The following is a 21,936-nucleotide window of genomic DNA, read 5'->3' on the forward strand; positions in this document are numbered from 1 at the left end:
CGTCGAAAAAGATCGACGGCTGTTTATATGCATAAACCCGTGTAATCCTTCCGAAGATAGCTCTCCACGCATAAACCAGCGTGACAGTAGTGTTCCTATTCGAAAACACGACCAGCATACATACCCAGGGAATGCATCTATGCTTCGGCAGCCTATCCTTTCAGCCGGAGTCGGGGATATTCCTGTATCTCGTCCGGTTTACTCTTATATGCTGCAGCCTCTACCTCATCGGTTAATGAGGAATATAAAATTTTATTATAGTAAAATTATAAAGGAATCCCTTTCATATTTCAATGGAAGATTTTAATCTATGGGCTTTTTGGGTTTTAATAGACGGAAAAAAGTTATTTTTGGATAAATCTAATCAGGTGCTTTTACGGACTGTCAACTGATGGTCCAGCTGAATTTGCTTCTTGTCCGAATCTCTGAATAAATCCAGTGCTAAACGGCCAAACCACTCGAGAGGCAGGGCAATTGTAGTGATTTCCAGCATATGGGCTATTTGATCATCATTAAAACTGATGACGGCTATATCGTCAGGTACATGTATTCCGGCCTTCCCGGCTGCTAATATAAAGCCAGCAGCTGTGTCATCATTTGTAATAATGAAGGCATCAGGTTTTTCTTCTAACATATTCCATCTGTTAAATAAGTCGGCCCCATCCTGCATGGTGAGTCCGCCTTCAAAAATCCATTCGTCTTTGGACATATATGAATAATATTCCATAAGATCTTTGATTGCTTTGATTCTGTAAAGACTGTTGATTCCTTGCTTTCTTCCCAGACTGCAGCCAATTTTCGAAGCTCCTCTCTGGACTAAGTGGCTGATGGCAGTGGTAAAAGCACCGTAATGATCGATACTGACAGAAGAAAATTCCTTTTGTGAAGTATCTTCGCATAAAATAATTGGCCCAAATGACTTATAGGAAAGCAGGATTTGCATTTCAGAGCTTCTTGACACAAAAATGATGCCATCAAGCTGCTTCATTTTCATCATATTTAAAGCATGTACTTCTTTGCTCCGGTCATAGGCTGTCTGGAAAAGGACAATTTGATACCCGCTCAATTCTGCCCGCTTTGCAATCCCTTCAACAATAGAACCGTAATATGGATGATTTAAAAAAGGAATCACAACGCCGACCAGATTGGTTTTGCCTCTGGAGAGATGAACAGCGTTTATATTTCGCGTGTATTTAAGTTCTTTAATGGCCTGAAGGACAGCCTTTTTCTTTTCGGGACTGACATACGGGTGATCATTCAGCACTCTGGAGACAGTGGAAACAGAGACGCCGGCCTGTTTGGCTATCATTTTAATATTTGGCATGCTTATCACCATTCTCGTTTTCCTTATTATAAAATATGAAACCCATTTCATAACAAGATGAAATAGTCTTGCTATAATCAGAAGCTTAAAAGAATGGGTTGCTCTGGTATCCGTTTCACTCTGTAAACTAGACGTATAGCGCCAGTGGAAAGGGGTTGAACGGGATGCTTCAGGGAATACTAAGTCTTGCGCTGCTTTGCACGATTGAATTAACTCTCGCTTACCTTGCGACAAAGGAAAAAGCATAATTCGAAAGATCTGTCTGCATGTATGAGGGACCTGCCGGCTGCTAAACAGATTGCCGGTTCTGTTCTTCCATCTTTGCTGTCTCGCTTTCTCCTTTGCATTCCCCATATGTCTTATTTTATTCTCCTCTTATAGTGTAAAGCCGCCCCTCTTTTTAGATGAATAAGGGTTTTTAATAGAAATTCATCAGGTTTATGGTATTATTACCTGAGAGTTTTATTAGGAGGTTTAGCACGTTATGAGATGGGAGATGTTTACTTCGGTTGAAAGCTTGAAGGATTTGGGAATATCGATTGGTATTTTCGTATTATTTCTCGTTTTCCGGAAGATTTTTACTAAATATGTTTTTGCCCTTTTATTAAAATTTAGCAGGAAATCGCCAACAGATTTTTTCACACATATCTTCTTATCTTTTAAAAAGCCGATTCAGTTTCTGTTTATCATTATCGGCATCTATGCGGCCGCCAGGTATTTTCCTTATTTTGATCATAAAAATGAACTGTTTCTCAGATTAGTCAGGGCTTCTATTATTTTCGTCATTAGCTGGGGACTGTATAATCTGTCATCTTCATCTTCACTGCTTTTTGCGAAGCTTAATGAAAAATATAACTTTAAAATAGATGAAATCCTGATTCCTTTCTTTTCGAGAGCTTTGCGTGTAGTCATTGTTGCTATCAGTTTCAGCATTATTGCTCAGGAATTTGAATATGATGTGAACGGTTTTGTAGCCGGATTGGGATTAGGAGGACTTGCTTTTGCCCTTGCTGCCAAGGATGCAATTGGCAATCTGTTTGGGGGCATCATTATCATTACTGAGAAGCCTTTTACGATTGGTGATTGGATAAAAACGGCCAGTGTAGAGGGAACGGTTGAAGATATCAGTTTCAGGAGTACAAGGGTAAGGACATTTGACCAGGCACTGGTAACTGTGCCTAATGCAACGCTGGCCAGTGAATCGATTACAAACTGGAGCCAGATGAGAAAAAGACAGGTATCTTTTAAACTCAGGGTTGAATATGATACACCGAAAGACCGGTTGGAAAATGTGGTCCGGCAGATCGAGTATCTGTTGAAAAACTACCAAGGGGTCGATCAAGAAACGATTCTGGTCAGATTTGATGAGTATCAGGATTATGGATACGGAATCATGGTCTATTTCTTTACGGAGACAACTGTGTGGTCCGAATATTTAAAGATCAAAGAAGCTGTCAATTTTGAAATATTGGATATTCTGAAGAACGAAGAGGTAGAAATTGCCTTACCGGGCAGAAAACTTTATTTTGAAGCGGATAATAGTGCAAGAAAAGTTTTCTCGGAGGAGAGAGAAGATTCTTAAGGAAATGAAAACCGTCCTATGTGGGCGGTTTTTTTTATGGAGTAAGGCATGAGGAATTCGGATGAATATGATTTTTGTCATTTGTGCATGTATAAATAAAGTTGGAATGTGAAAACATTTTGTCTGTCTTGCTAAAAGATATTTTAAATTTGCGTCAAAGAAACAATTTGGCGTACAAGAAATATATAAAAGGAGGATGAATAGAATGAAAAAGAGTGATCTTAAAAAGTGGTTGAGGGGCTTAGGATGGACAGTCGTTTCTTTTGAAAGTGTTGGAGCATTCCTGGTTGTTGGGATGCTGATCATTCCTGCAGCAACGGCTTATTTACTGACTGACCGTCTCAGCAGCATGATTTGTATAAGCATCCTGATTGGGGCTTTAATCTCAATTCTTGGCTACTTTGCTGCCTTCTGGCTTAATTCTTCGATTTCAGGATGTATGATTGCAGCAGCGGCCCTTTTATTTGCCATAGCTTTTGTACTCTCCCCAAAGCATGGTTTAGTATCACGGGCGATGAACCAAAGGAAAAGCCGAAAAAAAGCGTTTTTTATATCGGAATAGCTCGCCTAGGTTTCCTATCCAACGATATAGTTGTGATTTTACCCATATAAAGTATAATGGATAAGTGTATTTATATGGAGAGTCTGCAGTAACCTTTTTGAGGGAGAGTAATCAATGAAAGAACAACAGAAATTTTCGTCGAGAATCGACTTTGGTTTGGCTACCATCCTGTTTTTATTATGTATTGCCAGCTGTCTGGCTATATATAGTGCACAGTTGACTGGTCAGTATCAGGAGAATTTCCTGCTCAAGCAAATTGTTTGGTATATGGTTGGGGTAGGAATTATCTTGGGAGTCATTACGTTAGATTCAGATCAATTGAAGAAAATGTCCTGGTATGCCTATGGTTTTGGACTGTTCCTGCTCCTATTGATTTTTCTTGTTCCGGACAGCATTGCTCCGATAAGGAACGGGGCACGAAGCTGGTTCATTCTGCCGGGGTTAGGCTCTATCCAGCCATCTGAGTTTATGAAAGTGTTTTTAATTATCGCACTTGCGAATGTTATATCAAATCATCACGTGAAACATGTAGTCAAGACTACACAAACGGACTTTTGGCTTCTGGCCAAACTTGGTTTAGTAACAGCTGCTCCTTTATTTTTAATCATGCAGCAGCCGGATTTAGGAACTTCACTTGTTCTTTGTTCCATCCTCTTAGGGATGATTTTCATTTCAGGCATTACCTGGAGAATTCTATTGCCGATTTTTGCCGGCGGAGCGGCATTTGCTTCGATTGTCTTGTATTTTGTTATTTGGCAGCCGGAAATTCTGACAAAGTACTTAGGCGTTAAGGAATACCAATTCGGCAGGATTTATTCTTGGCTTGACCCTTATAACTATTCAAGTGCCGAAGGATTCCAGCTGACCAAATCTCTTCTTGCCATCGGTTCAGGGCAGACGCTTGGAAAAGCGGTAGAAGGCGGTGTTGGGGCAAGAGAAGTCTACTTGCCGGAAGCACACTCGGATTTCATCTTCAGCGTTATCGGTGAAGAGTTTGGTTTCATTGGCACAAGTATTGTTATCAGCCTCTTTTTCCTGCTTGTTTACCATATTACGAAAACAGGGATGAATACGAAAAATAATTTCTATACGTATCTTTGTGTAGGGGTTATCAGTATGATTACATTCCATGTCTTTCAAAATATCGGAATGACAATAGGAGTTCTGCCGATCACGGGGATTCCGCTTCCGTTTGTAAGCTACGGAGGAAGCTCGCTGATGGGAAATATGATGGCGATGGGATTAATTTTTAGCATACGGTATCACTATAAGAAATATATGTTTTCAAACAATAATTAAAGAGGCTTTACAAAGTAAAAACATCCAATTCTTTCGGGAATTGGATGTTTTTGCGTTTTCCGCTTCGGGCTTGATTTCTAGGGCCATCGGGCGGGTCTGTCACCCCTTATTCCATTTATAAAAGCTTACGGTCGTAAGTTCTTCTTCAGTCCAGTTTTTTATGCTTTCAAATAAGGGGGATGTCCCTTGGAAGAGGGTTATTGAAGCTGAGTTCCATAAGGGAGCTGGGTTTGGTAGCCGGAAAACTGCTGATAAGATTGGCTGAGTTCTTCTGGCTGCGCTTTTTCAAGTCCATACCACCCTTTTTGAAACATAAGGGTATAAAGTTCTCTCTGCATATTTTGGGCTTCGTTTGCCACTTGATTGATTGTTTGGAATAATGCCTCGTTGCTGGCTTCATTCAGAGCAACTCTATAGGATGTAACGAAATATTTCTCAGTGGAAAGCATATCATTCGTGAAATCTCTTTCATTCATTTGAGGAGTTTTCGGTACTTGTTTTTCTGGATTTTGAATCTTATTTTGGTTCGTCATGATGATTGCCTCCTTATTGGAAAGTCTGATTTTGGCTTCCTGTAGAATTTAATTGGCTTAAAATGGTTTGATAATGTCTTTGGTGCATTTGGCCGCATCGGTTTAGGGCGTCGGCTATTTGCTGATCTTGGCACTGTGCTGCGAAAAAATGGGCTTTCTTAGCGGCGAGCAGGTTCCAGGAAAGCATGTCGGTAAGGTACAGGCTGTCTTTTACTGTAATCACATGGGGCGGCTGCTGCATATAGCCCTGCATGCCCGGCTGCTGATTGTTAGATGTTTGTTCTTGCATATTTCATTCCTCCTATTACAAAATGCAATCTAATGATACTGTTTGCCAAAATCGCATGTTTTATGCAAGATACGGCATGAATGTTGTGCATTCTTCACCAGAAAACTAAATACATATTAATGAACGGACAGTGATGATGGGGTCATACTTTTGTACCTTGGAGGGAATAAAGATGGACCGAATTTTAAGAAATGTCCTGTTATATTTGTCAAACAATCGGTATTTCACTGAATGGGCGCGGAAGCATGGCCGCCGTTTAGGAGCCTCACGTTTTGTAGCGGGAGAGGACTTGGATTCAGCTGTCAGGGCGATTCGAAAATTAAATGAAGCTGGTCTCTGTGTAACTGTGGATCATTTGGGAGAATTCATTCAGTCCGAACGGGATGCCAGAGAAATGTCTGAAGAATGTGTCCGCATGTTAAGAGCGATCCATACAAATGGACTGGATGCGGAACTTTCTCTTAAACTGACTTCCATGGGTCTTGATTTGCCAAGGAATCTGGCATTAGAAAATATGCGTTTCATTTTGGATGAAGCCAAGAAGTATAATATTGGGGTCACAATTGATATGGAAGACTATTCACATTGTCAGCAGACATTGGAAATATTTAAAGAATTAAAAAGAGAATACAGCGATTTGGGCACAGTTTTACAGGCTTATCTCTACCGGACTGAAGAGGATTTAGAGCATTTGCAATACCTTAATCCTGCTCTCAGGCTGGTTAAAGGAGCTTATAAAGAATCAGCGGATGTTGCATTTGCTTCTAAAAAGGACGTAGATGAAAATTTCAAGAAAATCATTGATAAACAATTATTATCAGGAAACTATACAGCAATCGCTACACATGATGATTCCATTATTGAATATGCCAAGGAGGCTGTGAATCGCTATAAAATAAAATCTGATCAATTTGAATTTCAAATGCTTTTTGGGATTAGAAGCCGTAAACAGCTTCAATTAGTAAGTGAAGGATATAAAATGAGGGTATATGTTCCATACGGGACGGATTGGTTTGGATATTTTATGCGAAGGATGGCTGAAAGGCCGGCTAATGTCCTATTTGTCATGAAGGGGATTTTTTCAAGGTAGGAAAGCGGGGGATTATGGCCGCTTTCCTGTTTTTTTTATGAAGAGCTTAGATTGTGACGATCTTTTTCGGGAAGCGGATACAAGGGAGTTATTTCTTAAATTGATTGTTTTGACTGTTCACTTTGTTCTTGCGGCTTCTTTCTTCACCAGGGCCTGCGTTGCCTTTCATGCTGGCGGCACTCACTGCACCTTTTGAGGGATTTTCTTTTCTTTTCATTTCATTATTCACCTCCTATTGTTATTCTCTTCTTAACAGCAGGATAAATGATTAAAAAAATAGATGAAAATTTTGGGTATTAATCGTTGCGAAAATTTTAAAAATATTCTATATTAATAGTAGTTAAATACATTCGCTTTTTTTTGGAATAAAAATGAATGAGTATTCATTCAATACATTGCGTAAGGGGGATATAAACTTGATTCGACAAATACGAAAGGCTGCTGTTCTAGGGTCAGGAGTGATGGGATCAGGGATTGCAGCGCACCTTGCTAACATTGGAATTCCGACTTTATTATTGGATATTGTGCCTCGTGAGTTGAACGAAGCGGAAAAGAAACAAGGACTGACATTAGAAGATAAATCGGTGCGGAACCGAATAAGCCAAACAGCCATTTCAAAGCTGCTGAAACAAAAACCGGCCCCGCTGACCTCGGCAGATAATCTCGTCTTGATTGAAGCGGGCAACCTGGAAGATGACATATCCCGTTTAAACGAAGTTGACTGGGTGATAGAAGTAGTTGTTGAAAATTTGGATGTTAAACAGAAAGTGTTCGCCCAAGTCGATGCACATCGGAAAAAGGGAAGCATCATTTCTTCCAATACTTCGGGAATTTCCGTGGAGGCTATGGCGAAAGGCCGCTCAGAGGATTTTCAAAGGCACTTTCTCGGTACACACTTTTTTAACCCTCCAAGGTATTTAAAACTATTGGAAATCATTCCAACCAAAAATACCGATCCAGAAGTCTTGGATTTTATGAAACAATTTGGGGAAGACGTTCTGGGCAAGGGAGTTGTAGAAGCGAAAGATACGCCTAATTTCATCGCGAACCGAATCGGTACATACGGCCTTTTGGTAACCGTACGTGAAATGCTAAAAGGCGGATACAGTGTCGGAGAAGTAGATTCGGTAACTGGTCCGCTGATTGGCCGGCCTAAAAGTGCTACATTCCGGACCTTGGATGTAGTCGGCCTCGATACATTCGCCCACGTTGCCAAAAATGTTTATGAACAGGTAGAAGGCGGAGAAAAGGATGTTTTTACCATCCCTCCTTTCATGACGAAAATGCTTGAAAAGGGATGGCTTGGAAGCAAGTCAGGACAGGGATTCTTTCTTAAAAAAGGAAAAGAAATTCTGGAACTGAACCCTGAGACCCTTCAATATGAAGAGCGAAAAAGATTAAAGACACCTGGCATGGAAATAGCTAAGCAAGCAAAAGGATTTTCCAACAAAATGAAAGCGCTTGTTTACAGTGATGACCGGGCAGGTCAGCTGCTTTGGAACATTTTGAAGCCGGCTCTTCTCTACTCAGCAGAACTGCTGGGCGAAATTGCTGATGACATCATGGCGATTGACCAGGCAATGAAATGGGGATTTGGGTGGTCTGCCGGACCTTTTGAAATTTGGGACGCAATAGGAATTGAATCATCTATCGCGAGAATGGAACAGGAAGGGGACGTGATCCCTGCGTGGGTGAAGGAGTTTGCCGCTGCCGGACATACAGCTTTTTATAAAACCGGAGAAGACGGTACACTTTCCTATTATCATGATGGCGCCTTCAAAAAGTATAAGCAAAATCCAAAGGTGATCCATTTAAAATCTCTTAAAAAACAGGGAAAAGTGATAAAGAAAAATGGAGGAGCCAGCCTCATTGACATTGGAGACGGCGTCGCTTTACTTGAATTTACTTCTCCTAACAATGCGATTGGCCTTGATATCATTCAAATGATCAATGCCTCGATTGACGAAGTGGAGGCGAATTATAAAGGTCTTGTGATCGGCAACCAGGCAAAAAACTTCTGTGTTGGCGCAAATCTGGCCATGATGCTGATGGAGGCCCAGGATGATAATATTTTTGAACTCGATATGGTCATCAGCCAGTTCCAGAAAGCGATGCTGCGCATTAAGTACAGCTCCAAGCCGGTAGTGGCGGCTCCGTTCAATATGACACTTGGAGGGGGAGCAGAAGTCTGTCTTCCTGCTGCACGAATCCAGGCGTCAACTGAAACCTATCTGGGCCTTGTAGAAGCAGGAGTAGGTCTGATACCAGGCGGAGGCGGTGCGAAGGAACTGTATTGTAAAACGTTGAGAAGCATGCCGAAAGGGATTGATTTTGACCTGATGAAAATTGCCATGAACGTATTTGAAACAGTGGCGATGGCGAAGGTCTCTACATCGGCAGAGGAAGCCCGCGATAATCATTTCCTGAATTTCACAGATCGAATCAGCGTGAATCCAGATCATCAGTTATATGACGCCAAACAGTCCGTGCTGACTTTATACGAAGAAGGGTATAAAGCACCGGCCAAGGCGAAAATTCCGGTAGTCGGAGAAAGCGGGTATGCAACACTATTGCTTGGTGCCGAAGGAATGCGTCTTTCAGGATTCCTGTCTGAGCATGATATGGTGATCGCAAAAGAACTGGCTTATGTCATTGCCGGCGGGAAATTGCCATACGGAACAAAAGTAGAGGAAGAGTACTTGCTTGATCTTGAAAAAAAGGCCTTCCTAAAACTGATATCGACGCCAAAGTCCCAGCAAAGGATGCAGCACATGCTCCTGAAGGGAAAACCATTGCGTAACTGATCTGTTTTTTACAAGATTGCTTGTTTCTTAGATTTACTAAAAATCAAGGCAGGGGGAGGATTTTATGAAAGAAGCGGTTATAGTGGCTGGAGCCCGGACTCCGGTAGGAAAAGCCAAAAAAGGTTCCCTGGCAAATGTGCGTCCTGATGATCTCGGAGCATTGGCTGTAAAAGAAACCTTAAAGAGGGCTGGAAACTATGAGGGCAATATAGATGATCTGATAATGGGATGCGCAATGCCAGAGGCAGAACAAGGGTTGAACATGGCAAGAAATATTGGCGCATTAGCAGGCTTGCCGCATACAGTGCCTGCCATCACGATTAATCGATATTGTTCAAGCGGTCTTCAAAGTATTGCGTATGGGGCAGAAAGAATCATGCTCGGACATAGTGATACGGTCATTGCCGGCGGAGCTGAATCCATGAGTCTGGTTCCGATGCAAGGACATGTGACCCGCTTGAATCCCCAATTAGCGGAGTCGGCACCGGAATATTACATGGGGATGGGGCATACGGCGGAGGAAGTCGCAAAACAGTATGGGATTTCCAGGGAGGACCAGGATGCATTTGCAGTCCGCAGTCATGAAAAAGCCGCGAAAGCGATAGCTGCCGGTAAATTTGCGGATGAAATCGTTCCAGTGGATGTTACGCTCCGTTCAGTTAATGCAGATCATAAACTGCAAGAAAAAACTTTCAGGTTTTCAAAGGATGAAGGAGTCCGGCCTGAAACAACCGTTGAAGTGCTTGGGAAATTAAGGCCGGCATTCTCTGTGACAGGGTCTGTAACAGCCGGAAATGCCTCTCAGACGAGTGATGGGGCAGCGGCAGTTATGATTATGGATCGGGAGAAATCAGCATCACTCGGTTTACAGCCGCTTGGGAAGTTTCGCTCATTTGCGGTTGCCGGTGTACCGCCGGAAGTCATGGGAATTGGACCGGTCGCTGCAATCCCGAAAGCATTGAAGCTTGCCGGGCTTGAAATTTCAGATATTGGTTTATTTGAACTGAATGAGGCGTTTGCTTCTCAATCGATTCAAATCATACGGGAACTGAATTTAAATGAAGATATTGTGAATGTAAATGGCGGGGCTATTGCACTGGGACATCCGCTTGGGTGCACGGGGGCGAAACTGACGTTAAGTCTTCTGCATGAAATGAAGCGCAGGAATCAGCAGTTTGGTGTTGTAACGATGTGTATCGGCGGCGGAATGGGAGCAGCGGGCGTTTTCGAACTGCTGGCTTAGAAAGAAAATAGTTCAAAGCTTCTTTCCAATAGGAAAGTAAAATCAATAGCAGGAGGTTATGAAATGTCTAATCAAACGGAAAAGTTCATAAAGGGCGGCGGATTTTTAGTTGAGGATATCACGTATGATCAAGTGTTCACGCCTGAGGATTACACAGACGAACAATTAATGATTGCCAAGACAACTGAAGATTTTCTGAATCATGAAGTGATGCCTGAAGTAGAACATCTGGAAAACCATGAATTTGACAGGTCTGTGAAACTATTGAAAAAAGCGGGAGATTTAGGCCTTCTTGGTGCGGATGTGCCAGAAGAATACGGCGGATTGGGACTGGACAAAATCAGTTCAGCCCTGATTGCTGAAAAACTGGCTCCTGCCGGCGGCTTTGGGATCACTCATGGAGCCCATGTCGGCATTGGGTCGCTGCCGATAGTACTTTTTGGAAATGAAGAACAAAAGCAAAAATATCTTCCGCTGCTCGCCACTGGAGAAAAGATTGCTGCTTATGCATTGACTGAGCCAAGTTCAGGATCAGATGCACTCGGTGCTAAAACAACGGCTAAATTAAATGCAGAAGGCACCCATTATATTCTAAACGGAGAAAAACAATGGATCACCAATGCTGGCTTTGCCGATGTATTTATCGTGTATGCGAAAATTGATGGCGAGAGATTTACAGCCTTTATCGTTGAACGTGATTTCCCGGGGGTATCTACTGGAGCGGAAGAAAAGAAAATGGGGATTAAAAGTTCTTCAACACGTACCTTAATCTTAGAAGATGTTCCTGTACCGGCTGAGAATCTTCTGGGCGAAGAAGGGAAAGGGCATGTCATTGCTTTTAATATCCTGAATATCGGACGGTATAAATTAGCGGTCGGCGTTGTAGGAGGAGCGAAAAGCGCCCTTGCTGCAACGGCTGCTTATACTAATACACGCCAGCAATTTAAAACTCCGCTATCCTCATTTAATTTAACGAAGGAAAAGCTGGCGACGATGGCATCCAAAATTTATGCGTCTGAAAGTTCTTCCTATCGCACCGTTGGTTTATTCGAACAAAGAATGGGGCAGCTTACTGACGAACAGATCAAAGACGGCAAAGCAGTAGCTGCATCTATTGCCGAATATGCCATTGAGTGCTCTATGAATAAATTTTTCGCCTCTGAGGTTTTGGATTATGTTGTGGATGAAGGCGTTCAGCTTCATGGCGGATATGGGTTTATGCAGGAATATCCAATCGAGCGTTCTTATCGGGATTCCCGTATTAACCGAATTTTTGAAGGGACAAATGAAATTAACCGTTTGCTAGTACCTGGTACATTCCTTAAAAAGGCACTGAAAGGCGAGCTTCCTCTTCTCCAGAAAGCGCAAGGACTGCAAGAGGAACTCATGATGATGATGCCTGAAGAAGCGGGTGATGAGCCATTGGCCAAAGAGAAAATGCTTGTACGAAATGCAAAGAAAATCGGCATTCTTGCTGCTGGCCTGGCTGCCCAAAAATATGGAAAGCAATTAGATCAAGAACAGGAAATCCTTGTGAACATCGCAGATATTGCTTCATTAGCCTATGCAGCTGAATCGGTTGTTCTGCGTACAGAAAAAGCAATTGCCAAAAGCGGCCTGGAGAAAAACAAACAAAAATTACTTTATACAGAAATTTTTGTACAGGAAGCATTTAATGAAATTGAAAAGCATGCAAAAGAAACGCTTATTGCGGTCGAAACGGGTGATACCCTGCGCATCTTCTTATCCTCACTCCGTAAGCTGACACGTCATACACCAGTGAATGTGATTGCAAAAAAACGTGAAGCTGCTGCCAAAATCATTGATGCCGAAAAATATGTCCTATAAACGGAATAAAACTGAAATTACAGGCGGAGATTTTTTCTGCCTGTTTTGTTATTCAAGGAATTTTAGGATGATCCCGCTTTATTTATAAGCTTGCGTGAAAGGAAAAGTCTGAAGCGAATCAGCCGCCCGCCACCGTTTATCGTGCTGTCAGCTCGATAAAAAACCCCCTTTTAGGTTCATCTGCATGTTTCAGCCGAAAGAAAGAGCATACTACCAATACCTCGGGTTTAGAAAAAAGTTCATTTGTTGTCTTCCATTTTAAAAAAAGGTATTCTTTGTGTAGGTGGTGATATTTATGAGTCTGACTTTGTATTGGTATCCAAAATGCGGGACATGCCGAAATGCAAAAAAGTGGCTAGATCAAGAGGGGATAGAGTATGAAGCCATTCATATAGTAGAAAATCCTCCAACAAAAGATGAAATTAAACAAATGTATCAAAACAGCGGGCTGGAGTTAAAAAAGTTCTTTAATACAAGCGGTCAAAAATACAGAGAACTTGGATTAAAAGACAAATTAAAGGAAGCTTCAGAAGATGACATGCTGGAGATCCTTGCGAGTGACGGGATGCTTCTGAAAAGGCCTCTTATTACGGACGGAAATAAAGTAACGGTTGGCTTTAAGGAGCAGGAATTCTCCGGCACCTGGAAATAATCCAGAAAATGTCGCACTATTCTTACCATATTGACTGAATCTATCTTATAATAAGATTGAATTGAAACCATTGCATAGACAAATATGGAGGGAAATGAGATGACTATACCAAAGGAACTTCGCTATTCCAAGGATCATGAGTGGCTAAAGCAAGAAGACGGAAAAGTGACAATCGGCATTACCCACTTTGCACAGGAAGAGCTTGGAGATATCGTATTTGTCGAGCTTCCAGAGATCGGCGACGAAGTAAAAGCCGGGGAACCATTTGGCAGCGTAGAATCTGTCAAGACTGTTTCAGAACTGTATGCTCCTGTCAGCGGAAAAGTGGTTGCCGTGAATGAAGAATTGACTGATAATCCGGAATTCGTCAATGAATCTCCATACGAAAGTGCCTGGATGATTGTTCTGGAGCCTGCGGATGAAAACGAAGCAGCTGAGCTGCTGTCTGCAGATGAGTATGATGCTTTGCTGAACGAAGGCTGAGAGAAAGAGAGGGGAGGCTATGCCTGCTCTCTCTTTTTAAAACTTTTTGATTCCTTTTGGTATATATTTCTTTCATGTTGAATGAAGATGGGGTGATTCAGTTGAATATTGAGGGAAGAGATGAGAAAGTCATCATTGTTGAAGGTTCTTCTGATAAAAAGAAAGTATCGGCCGTTGTGAATGAGGAAATAGATATCATTTGCACGAATGGGACAATATCCATTGTTAAATTAGATGAATTAGTTGAAGAATTGATTGGCCGCAATGTATATATACTGGTGGATGCAGATGAATCGGGAGAAAAATTGCGCAGGCAGTTTAAGCGCGAACTGCCCGAAGCGAAGCATTTATATATCAATAGAGTATATCGGGAAGTGGCAAACGCCCCATCCAATCATTTGGCTACCGTTTTGTTATCGGCTAATATAGATGTGAAACTGAAATATTTAGAGCAGAGGATGAATCATTAAGATATGCTTGAATGGACTGGAACAGAATTGAACGAAGCAATGGAAAATACGGAGAATTTTTGTTTTTATTTATATACGCCCTTATGCGGAACCTGTCAGGTTGCTTCGAAAATGCTTGGGGTAACCTTGGAGCTGTTCCCTGAATTTAAAGCGGGGAAAATGAATTTAAATTATGGACCGGAAGTTGCTGAACAGTTTGAAATTGAAAGTGTGCCTTGTCTGCTCCTTTTTAGTAAGGGGCAGCTGGTCAAGAAAATTTATGCTTTTCAATCCGTGCCATTTCTTTTTCAAGAATTGAAAGAAATAGCCGGATAGGAGAATAGGGGGGAAGACTCAGATTTCTCGGCTTTTTTCGAGTTTTTTTCCAAAATAAAGATAAAAAGCAAGGGATATACATTGCACACCCTTTTTATCTATGATAAAATCCTAGCATATTAACTTGAACATTATTGAACGTATATAAGTACTCTTATCAAGAGAGGTGGAGGGATGTGCCCGATGAAGCCCGGCAACCGGCAAGGTCTTTGAACTTGCATAGGTGCCAATTCACACAGAGCAGCTGGCTCTGGCAGATGAGAGGAAGGCTTTGATTTCATTTGCCTTTCTGCTCATGCAGAAAGGTTTTTTTATTTTATACGGATATTACAAGTGAAGTTTAAGGCATCTTCTTATTGAGTGTAATTTAGAGTTTCATAGGTTCAAGTGATAAAGAGGTGAAGGCAATGATAAAGTTAACAGATGTAAACAAGCTGTTTCGTTCAGTTAAACGGGACGGGCAAGCGATACAGGCTGTGAAGGACGTAAATGTCTCAATAGATAAAGGTGAAATATTTGGAATCATTGGATACAGCGGCGCTGGAAAGAGTACATTGATTCGTATGCTCAATGGCTTAGAGACACCTACTGAAGGAAGTGTCACAGTCGGTGGCAGAGAAGTTTCCCGTATAAAGGGAGCTGAACTCAGGAAGGCCCGCCAAGAAATCAGCATGATTTTCCAGCATTTTAATCTTCTTTGGTCCAGAACAGTGGAAGAAAATATCGCTTTCCCTCTAGAAATAGCGGGCGTACCCTCTTCCAAGAGATTGGAGAGAGTGCATGAGCTGATCAAGCTGGTTGGATTGGAAGGACGAGAGCAGGCGTATCCTTCACAGTTGAGCGGAGGGCAAAAGCAGAGAGTGGGGATTGCCAGGGCACTGGCGAATAACCCTAAGGTCTTGCTGTGTGATGAAGCAACATCTGCCTTGGACCCGCAAACAACAGATTCAATATTGGACTTGCTTGTTGATATTAATCAGCGTCTGGGTTTAACGATTGTGCTGATCACACATGAAATGCATGTGATTCAAAAGATCTGCCATCGGGTGGCCGTGATGGAAGCAGGTCAAATCGTGGAACAGGGTCCTGTACTGGAAGTGTTCAAAAATCCAGAGCAGGATATTACGAAGCGGTTCGTGCAGCAGGTTACCGAGCCGGACGACACGAAAGAAACAGTGGAGCACCTTCTCGAAAGATATCCAAAAGGCAAGGTCGTCCAGCTTACATTTGTCGGTGACCATGCAGAAAGCCCGCTGATTTCAAAGCTTATTAGAAACTTCGATTTGGAAGTTAACATTGTCCAAGGAAAGATTTCTCAAACAAGAAATGGCTCGTATGGAACATTGTTCATTCATATGGATGGGAACGAAGAAGAAATGCAGCAGGCCATTGAATTTATTAATGCAGAGCAGGTTGGCGTGGAGGTGATTACTCATGCTTGAGGAGTTATTGCCAAATGTTGAATGGGACAGAATAATAGATGCAACAATTGAAACGCTTTATATGACAGGAATTTCTGTTTTAGCTACTTTCTTTTTAGGGATTCTGCTTGGATTGCTCCTTTTCCTTACTTCAAAGGGGAATATCTGGGAGAACAGGGCAGTAAACCTTGTTTTAAGTGCATTTGTGAACATATTCCGTTCCATCCCATTCCTAATATTAATTGTCTTACTAATCCCATTCACACGAGTTCTTGTGGGCTCTATGATTGGTGAAAATGCGGCGCTGCCGGCCCTGATTATAGGAGCTGCACCATTCTATGCCAGAATGGTAGAAATCGGATTAAGGGAAATTGACAAAGGTGTCATTGAGGCTGCCAGATCGATGGGGGCCAAGACAAGTACAATCATTTTTAAGGTACTGATTCCAGAATCAATGCCGGCGATTGTTTCAGGAATTACCGTAACAGCGATTGCTTTAGTGGGCTATACCGCAATGGCGGGCGTCATTGGTGCGGGCGGTCTTGGAAACTTGGCATACCTGGATGGCTATCAGCGCTCCAGAAATGATGTGACGGTTGTCGCAACTATTGTTATTTTAATTATTGTCTTCATTCTTCAATTTATTGGAGATTTCATTACTTCAAAATTAGATAAAAGATAAAAAAGGAGATGGGTATCAATGAAGAAAGTATGGAGTTTAGCTTTATTGCTTGTATTATCAGTGGTTCTTGCAGCATGCGGAAACAGCGATGAAAAGGACAGCAGTGATGGTTCCGGAGAAACGACATTAAAAGTAGGCGCTTCTAATGTGCCTCATGCGCAAATTTTGGAACAGGCAAAGCCAATTCTTGAAAAAGAAGGCGTTAAATTGGAAATTGAGACATTCCAAGATTATGTATTGCCGAACAAGGCGTTAGCGGAAGGAGACCTAGATGCTAACTACTTCCAGCACATCCCGTATCTTGAGTCTCAAATCAAGGAAAATGGGTACGATTTTGTAAATGCCGGCGGAATCCATATTGAACCAATTGGTGTTTATTCGAAGAAGTATAAAAGTCTGGAAGATCTTCCGGAAGGTGCAACATTTATCATGAGCAGCTCTGTTGCAGACCACGGACGTGCACTGTCCCTTCTTGAAGCCGAAGGATTAATTAAATTAAAAGATGGAATCGATAAAACAAAGGCAGAAGTGAAAGACATTGTGGAGAATAAGAAGAACATTAAGTTTGATGCGAATTACGAAGCGTCATTATTGCCTCAAATCTATAACAATGGCGAAGGCGATGCTGTTTTAATTAACTCTAACTATGCCATTGATGCAGGATTGAATCCAACAGAAGATTCAATCGCGATTGAAGATTCAAAATCACCATATGTCAATGTCATTGCGGTTAATAAAAAAGATGAAAATAATAAAGCGGTGAAGAAGTTAGTCGAAGTTCTTCATTCAAAAGAAATTCAAGACTTTATCCTAAAAGAATATAAAGGCGCTGTCGTTCCTGTAAACGAGTAATGTGCAAAGCTAGGCATCCGTTTTTGGGTGCCTTCTTTATGTAAAAGACAGAAAATACAGCATGTTTAGGACAGATCCTTGAATGATGCCCGATATTTGTTTAAAGTATAAGGGACAGGGTATAAAAATTGTAGAATTTAAACAGTTGAAAATTCGAAAGGAATGATTCATTATTAATTCGCTAGATCTTCATGTCACCAGTGAAATGGAAAAGGCTCTTCAGCAATCTCATGGGGTAGGATATGCAGAATATAATAGAAAGCTGGATGTCCGTATTGAGGTTGAACAGGAGAGGGAAAAAGACTATGCGAAAAGTTTGGAACTTGTGAATGAACTAAATCACACTTCCCGATAAGAAATTTGAATGTATATAACTTTAAAAGACCGCTCCAAAAGAGTAAAATGGTACATGGTAAGCAGGGAGGAATCCCTCGTTTTGTTCCACTTATTTTTGGGGCGGTTTTTTATTTTCCTTTTTGGTTCCTGCATATTAAATATTGGAATACCGAAAGATATAGGAAGTATGTTTATCTGGTATTTCTGGGACAGGCAGACTGAGAATCAGCAAAATAGATGGTTGGTGTCTGCATAATAGAAACCTCGGTCTAGATAGTTGATTCAAGGTTGGATTTGTTATAAGATTATAATGAGAATAAAGTGAGAATGAGTACTAAGGAGGCTTTTGCCTTCTAGCTATAAAATTATGGAATTAAGTTCACGGAGGTATTACTATGTCAGGTTCAACATTAACAATTAAAGATCTACATGTTTCCATCGAGGGAAAAGAAATTCTAAAAGGTGTTAACCTAGAAGTGAAAGGCGGAGAGATCCATGCGATCATGGGACCTAATGGTACTGGTAAATCCACTCTTTCATCTGCTATTATGGGACACCCTAAATATGAAGTAACAAGCGGAAGCATCACTTTTGACGGTGAAGACGTTCTTGAAATGGAAGTGGATGAGCGTGCTCAAGTCGGCTTATTCCTTGCGATGCAGTATCCAAGCGAAATCAGCGGTGTTACAAACGCAGACTTCCTGCGTTCGGCTATTAATGCCCGCCGTGAAGAAGGCGACGAAATTCCATTGATGAAATTCATCCGTAAAATGGACGAAAAAATGGAATTCCTTGAAATGGATGAAGATATGGCTCAGCGTTATCTAAATGAAGGATTCTCGGGCGGCGAGAAAAAGCGTAATGAAATTCTTCAATTGATGATGATTGAACCAAAAATTGCAATCCTTGATGAAATTGATTCCGGTCTTGATATTGATGCTCTTAAAGTTGTTTCTAAAGGAATCAACAAAATGCGCGGCGAAGACTTTGGCTGCCTGATCATCACTCACTACCAACGCTTATTGAATTACATCACTCCTGATTTCGTGCACGTAATGATGCAGGGACGTGTTGTTAAATCAGGGGGTCAAGAATTGGCAGCCCGTTTGGAAGCTGAAGGGTATGATTGGATTAAACAAGAATTGGGCATTGAAGACGAAACTGTTGGCGAAGAAGCGTAAGTAGGAGGATTTGCAATGACTACAGAAACGAAATTACCGCTTGGACAAGAGGAAATCAGCTCTTATTCAACTAAAAATAACGAACCGGCTTGGCTTTCTGAGCTACGGGTTCAGGCGTTTTCTGAACTTAAAAATCTCCCAATGCTAAAACCGGATAAAACAAAAATTGATAAATGGAATTTTACTCAATTCAAGACTCACGCAGTGGAAAGTGACAAATACACGTCATTGAATGAGCTTCCTGAGGAAGTAAATTCCCTTGTTCATGCTGAAGAAAATAAAAACATTTATATTCAGCGCAACAACACACCTGCTTATATCAGTATCTCTGATGAATTAAAGGCTCAAGGTGTTATCTTTACAGATATTTTCACAGCGGCCCGTGACCATAAGGAGCTTGTGCAAAAATATTTCATGAAGGACGGCGTTAAAGTCAATGAACACCGTTTAACAGCTCTTCATGCAGCTTTGATGAACGGGGGAGCTTTCCTGTATGTCCCTAAAAATGTGGAAGTGGCTGAGCCGATTCAATCCATTTTCGTGCTTGACAATCCGGAAACAACTCTTTTCAATCATGTATTGATTGTAGCGGATGATAACAGTTCCGTAACATATGTGGAGAACTATTTCTCAAGTGTTGCCGTAACAGACGGCGTCGCAAACATTGTTACAGAAGTAATTGCCAATGATAATGCCAGCATTACTTATGGCTGTGTAGATACATTGGATAAAGGTTATACAACTTATGTAAATCGCCGAGGTACTGCTGGCAGAGATGCACGCATTGAGTGGGCGCTTGGCCTAATGAATGACGGAAACACAATCTCGGATAACACAACTTACCTTATTGGGGACGGTTCTGTAGGAGATACGAAATCTGTTGTTGTAGGGCGCGGTGACCAAAAGCAAAACTTTACAACACAGGTCATTCATCACGGTTTACGTTCAGATGGTCAAATTTTGAAGCATGGTGTCATGAAAGACAGTGCCTCCAGTATCTTTAACGGCATTGGCAAAATTGAACACGGTGCTACAAAAGCGAATGCTGAGCAAGAATCACGAGTTCTTATGCTGAGTGAGAAAGCGCGCGGAGACGCAAACCCAATCCTTTTGATCGATGAAGATGATGTTACTGCAGGCCATGCAGCTTCTGTCGGCCGTGTAGACCCGCTTCAGCTCTACTATCTAATGAGCCGCGGTATTTCGAAGAAAGAAGCAGAGCGTCTGGTTATTCATGGATTCCTTGCACCTGTTGTTAACGCACTTCCTATTGAAGGAGTTAAAAAGCAATTGGTCGAGGTTATTGAAAGGAAAGTTAAGTAATGAATCCATACGAAATTCGTAAGCTTTTCCCTATATTGGATCAAGAAGTGAATGGTCAGCCATTAGTCTATTTAGACAGCGCAGCCACCTCCCAGAAGCCGGAGTCTGTCATCAATGTAATTGCAGAATACTACCGCGGATACAACTCGAATGTACACCGCGGAGTGCATACACTCGGAACAAAAGCTACGGATGCGTATGAAGGATCACGTGAAAAAGTTCGTAAATTTATTAATGCTTCTTCTACTGAAGAAATCATTTTTACGAGAGGAACAACTACATCCCTTAATACGGTGGCAAGAAGTTATGGCAAAGCGAATTTATCGGAAGGCGATGAAATTGTGATTTCCTATATGGAACATCACAGTAACATTATTCCTTGGCAGCAAATTGCAAAGGAAACTGGAGCTGTTCTAAAATATATTCCGCTTCAGCCAGATGGTACGATTTCATTAGAAGATGTCAAAGAAACTGTTACTGATTCTGCCAAAATTGTGTCTGTAGCGCATGTTTCCAATGTGCTGGGCGTCATCAATCCGATTAAGGAAATTGCAGCGATCGCTCACCAGCATGGAGCTGTTATGGTTGTCGACGGTGCCCAAAGCACTCCTCACATTAAAGTGGATGTCCGGGATTTGGACTGTGACTTCTTTGCCTTTTCAGGACATAAAATGGCAGGTCCTACCGGTATCGGTGTTCTGTATGGCAAAAAGGAACATCTGGAGAAAATGGAGCCGATTGAATTTGGCGGCGAAATGATTGATTTTGTAGGCCTTTATGAATCTACATGGAAAGAGCTTCCATGGAAATTTGAAGGCGGTACCCCCATTATTGCAGGTGCTATCGGCCTTGGGGCTGCGATTGATTTCCTTGAACAAATTGGACTTGATGAAATTGAACGGCACGAACATAAATTGGCCGCTTACGCCATGGAGAAAATGTCTGGGATTGAAGGACTTACGATTTACGGCACGAAGGATCCTGAAAGAAGGGCCGGAGTCATTACCTTTAATATCGATGACGTACATCCGCATGATGTAGCGACTGTTTTGGATGCAGAAGGAGTTGCTGTCCGTGCAGGGCACCACTGTGCACAGCCTTTAATGAAATGGCTGGATGTTTCGGCAACTGCCCGGGCAAGCTTCTATCTGTATAACACAGAAGAAGACATTGATAAGCTTGTTTCAGGTCTTATCAAAACAAAGGAGTATTTCAGTAATGTCTTTTAAAAACCTAGATACACTTTACCGACAAGTCATAATGGATCATTATAAAAAACCTCGTAACAAAGGAATGCTGGAAGACAGCAGCCTGACAATCGATATGAATAACCCTACGTGCGGCGACCGTATTCGTTTAACGATGAAGGTGGAAGACGATAAGGTAACGGATGTCAAGTTCGATGGTGAAGGATGTTCTATTTCCATGAGTTCAGCTTCCATGATGACAGAAGTCATTAAAGGGAAAGATACCGAAACGGCGATAAAACTTTCTCATATTTTTTCCGACATGATCCAAGGGAAAGAATATGAAAGCGATATGGACCTTGGTGACATTGAGGCCCTTCAAGGTGTATCTAAGTTTCCTGCGCGTATCAAATGTGCTACTTTAGCATGGAAAGCAATGGAAAAAGGATTACAGGAATAA

At 41.7% G+C, this 21,936-nt stretch carries 22 protein-coding genes and 2 riboswitches; of the genes, 18 read left to right on the forward strand and 4 right to left on the reverse strand.

What is annotated here, in order from left to right:
* Positions 1-49: 49 nt before the first annotated feature.
* A riboswitch (Lysine riboswitch) is annotated at positions 50-231 on the reverse strand.
* A gap of 133 nt (positions 232-364) precedes the next feature.
* The gene (locus BQ4305_RS15265; protein WP_199880702.1) at positions 365-1,336 is read right to left on the reverse strand and encodes a LacI family DNA-binding transcriptional regulator; all 972 of its coding nucleotides are present in this window, start codon (positions 1,334-1,336) and stop codon (positions 365-367) included.
* Positions 1,337-1,808: 472 nt separating this feature from the next.
* Between BQ4305_RS15265 and BQ4305_RS15270 the strand changes: the two genes are divergently transcribed.
* From BQ4305_RS15270 to BQ4305_RS15280, 3 genes are all read left to right on the forward strand, one after another.
* Positions 1,809-2,906, forward strand: coding sequence for a mechanosensitive ion channel family protein (locus tag BQ4305_RS15270; RefSeq protein WP_110928567.1), 1,098 nt, complete (start codon positions 1,809-1,811; stop codon positions 2,904-2,906).
* A 205-nt stretch (positions 2,907-3,111) separates the two neighbouring features.
* Positions 3,112-3,468 carry a metal ABC transporter permease gene (locus BQ4305_RS15275; protein ID WP_324611591.1) on the forward strand — a complete coding sequence of 119 codons (357 nt, stop codon included), beginning with the start codon at positions 3,112-3,114 and terminating at the stop codon, positions 3,466-3,468.
* A gap of 114 nt (positions 3,469-3,582) precedes the next feature.
* Positions 3,583-4,767, forward strand: coding sequence for an FtsW/RodA/SpoVE family cell cycle protein (locus BQ4305_RS15280; protein WP_110928569.1), 1,185 nt, complete (start codon positions 3,583-3,585; stop codon positions 4,765-4,767).
* Between the two features lie 197 nt (positions 4,768-4,964).
* On the opposite strand, the gene BQ4305_RS15285 is transcribed toward BQ4305_RS15280, so the two are convergent.
* Both BQ4305_RS15285 and BQ4305_RS15290 read right to left on the reverse strand, forming a co-directional pair.
* Complete coding sequence (locus BQ4305_RS15285) at positions 4,965-5,300, reverse strand: spore coat protein (protein ID WP_110928570.1); 336 nt, start codon at positions 5,298-5,300, stop codon at positions 4,965-4,967.
* A 13-nt stretch (positions 5,301-5,313) separates the two neighbouring features.
* Complete coding sequence (locus BQ4305_RS15290; RefSeq protein ID WP_110928571.1) at positions 5,314-5,589, reverse strand: hypothetical protein; 276 nt, start codon at positions 5,587-5,589, stop codon at positions 5,314-5,316.
* A 172-nt stretch (positions 5,590-5,761) separates the two neighbouring features.
* Between BQ4305_RS15290 and BQ4305_RS15295 the strand changes: the two genes are divergently transcribed.
* Positions 5,762-6,679, forward strand: coding sequence for a proline dehydrogenase family protein (locus tag BQ4305_RS15295; RefSeq protein WP_110928572.1), 918 nt, complete (start codon positions 5,762-5,764; stop codon positions 6,677-6,679).
* Positions 6,680-6,767: 88 nt separating this feature from the next.
* On the opposite strand, the gene BQ4305_RS15300 is transcribed toward BQ4305_RS15295, so the two are convergent.
* On the reverse strand, positions 6,768-6,896 hold the full coding sequence (locus BQ4305_RS15300) for a YuzL family protein (RefSeq protein ID WP_110928573.1): 129 nt from the start codon (positions 6,894-6,896) through the stop codon (positions 6,768-6,770).
* 199 nt (positions 6,897-7,095) lie between these two features.
* On the opposite strand from BQ4305_RS15300, the gene BQ4305_RS15305 reads away from it, so the two are divergent.
* The 14 genes from BQ4305_RS15305 (at position 7,096) to sufU (ending at position 21,936) form a co-directional block, all read left to right on the forward strand.
* Positions 7,096-9,483 (forward strand): 3-hydroxyacyl-CoA dehydrogenase/enoyl-CoA hydratase family protein, encoded by a 2,388-nt coding sequence (locus tag BQ4305_RS15305; protein ID WP_110928574.1) that lies wholly within the window; start codon positions 7,096-7,098, stop codon positions 9,481-9,483.
* Positions 9,484-9,547: 64 nt separating this feature from the next.
* Positions 9,548-10,726 (forward strand): acetyl-CoA C-acetyltransferase, encoded by a 1,179-nt coding sequence (locus BQ4305_RS15310; RefSeq protein WP_110928575.1) that lies wholly within the window; start codon positions 9,548-9,550, stop codon positions 10,724-10,726.
* Positions 10,727-10,789: 63 nt separating this feature from the next.
* Positions 10,790-12,574: an acyl-CoA dehydrogenase family protein gene (locus tag BQ4305_RS15315; RefSeq protein WP_110928576.1), complete on the forward strand. Its 1,785-nt coding sequence runs from the start codon at positions 10,790-10,792 to the stop codon at positions 12,572-12,574.
* A 295-nt stretch (positions 12,575-12,869) separates the two neighbouring features.
* A complete protein-coding gene (locus BQ4305_RS15320) occupies positions 12,870-13,226 on the forward strand; it encodes an arsenate reductase family protein (protein ID WP_110928577.1) in 357 nt (118 codons plus the stop codon).
* 99 nt (positions 13,227-13,325) lie between these two features.
* Positions 13,326-13,709, forward strand: coding sequence for a glycine cleavage system protein GcvH (gene gcvH / locus BQ4305_RS15325; RefSeq protein ID WP_110928578.1), 384 nt, complete (start codon positions 13,326-13,328; stop codon positions 13,707-13,709).
* A 101-nt stretch (positions 13,710-13,810) separates the two neighbouring features.
* Positions 13,811-14,179 (forward strand): toprim domain-containing protein, encoded by a 369-nt coding sequence (locus tag BQ4305_RS15330; protein ID WP_407640157.1) that lies wholly within the window; start codon positions 13,811-13,813, stop codon positions 14,177-14,179.
* Positions 14,180-14,182: 3 nt separating this feature from the next.
* Positions 14,183-14,494 carry a thioredoxin family protein gene (locus BQ4305_RS15335; RefSeq protein ID WP_110928580.1) on the forward strand — a complete coding sequence of 104 codons (312 nt, stop codon included), beginning with the start codon at positions 14,183-14,185 and terminating at the stop codon, positions 14,492-14,494.
* A gap of 151 nt (positions 14,495-14,645) precedes the next feature.
* Positions 14,646-14,758, forward strand: a riboswitch (SAM riboswitch).
* A 143-nt stretch (positions 14,759-14,901) separates the two neighbouring features.
* Complete coding sequence (locus BQ4305_RS15340) at positions 14,902-15,936, forward strand: methionine ABC transporter ATP-binding protein (RefSeq protein WP_110928581.1); 1,035 nt, start codon at positions 14,902-14,904, stop codon at positions 15,934-15,936.
* Positions 15,929-16,597, forward strand: coding sequence for a methionine ABC transporter permease (locus BQ4305_RS15345; RefSeq protein WP_110928582.1), 669 nt, complete (start codon positions 15,929-15,931; stop codon positions 16,595-16,597). The genes BQ4305_RS15340 and BQ4305_RS15345 overlap by 8 nt, the downstream gene beginning before the upstream one ends.
* A gap of 18 nt (positions 16,598-16,615) precedes the next feature.
* Positions 16,616-17,449, forward strand: coding sequence for a MetQ/NlpA family ABC transporter substrate-binding protein (locus BQ4305_RS15350; protein ID WP_110928583.1), 834 nt, complete (start codon positions 16,616-16,618; stop codon positions 17,447-17,449).
* A 731-nt stretch (positions 17,450-18,180) separates the two neighbouring features.
* Positions 18,181-18,966 carry a Fe-S cluster assembly ATPase SufC gene (gene sufC, locus BQ4305_RS15355; protein WP_110928584.1) on the forward strand — a complete coding sequence of 262 codons (786 nt, stop codon included), beginning with the start codon at positions 18,181-18,183 and terminating at the stop codon, positions 18,964-18,966.
* A 15-nt stretch (positions 18,967-18,981) separates the two neighbouring features.
* Positions 18,982-20,289, forward strand: a complete 1,308-nt coding sequence (sufD, locus tag BQ4305_RS15360; protein ID WP_110928585.1) for a Fe-S cluster assembly protein SufD — start codon at positions 18,982-18,984, stop codon at positions 20,287-20,289.
* Positions 20,289-21,518, forward strand: a complete 1,230-nt coding sequence (locus BQ4305_RS15365; protein ID WP_110928586.1) for a cysteine desulfurase — start codon at positions 20,289-20,291, stop codon at positions 21,516-21,518. Before sufD ends, BQ4305_RS15365 begins: the two co-directional genes overlap by 1 nt.
* Complete coding sequence (gene sufU / locus BQ4305_RS15370) at positions 21,508-21,936, forward strand: Fe-S cluster assembly sulfur transfer protein SufU (protein WP_110928587.1); 429 nt, start codon at positions 21,508-21,510, stop codon at positions 21,934-21,936. Before BQ4305_RS15365 ends, sufU begins: the two co-directional genes overlap by 11 nt.

The sequence above is a fragment of the Bacillus massiliglaciei genome (assembly GCF_900098925.1).
Classification (GTDB): domain Bacteria; phylum Bacillota; class Bacilli; order Bacillales; family DSM-1321; genus Peribacillus; species Peribacillus massiliglaciei.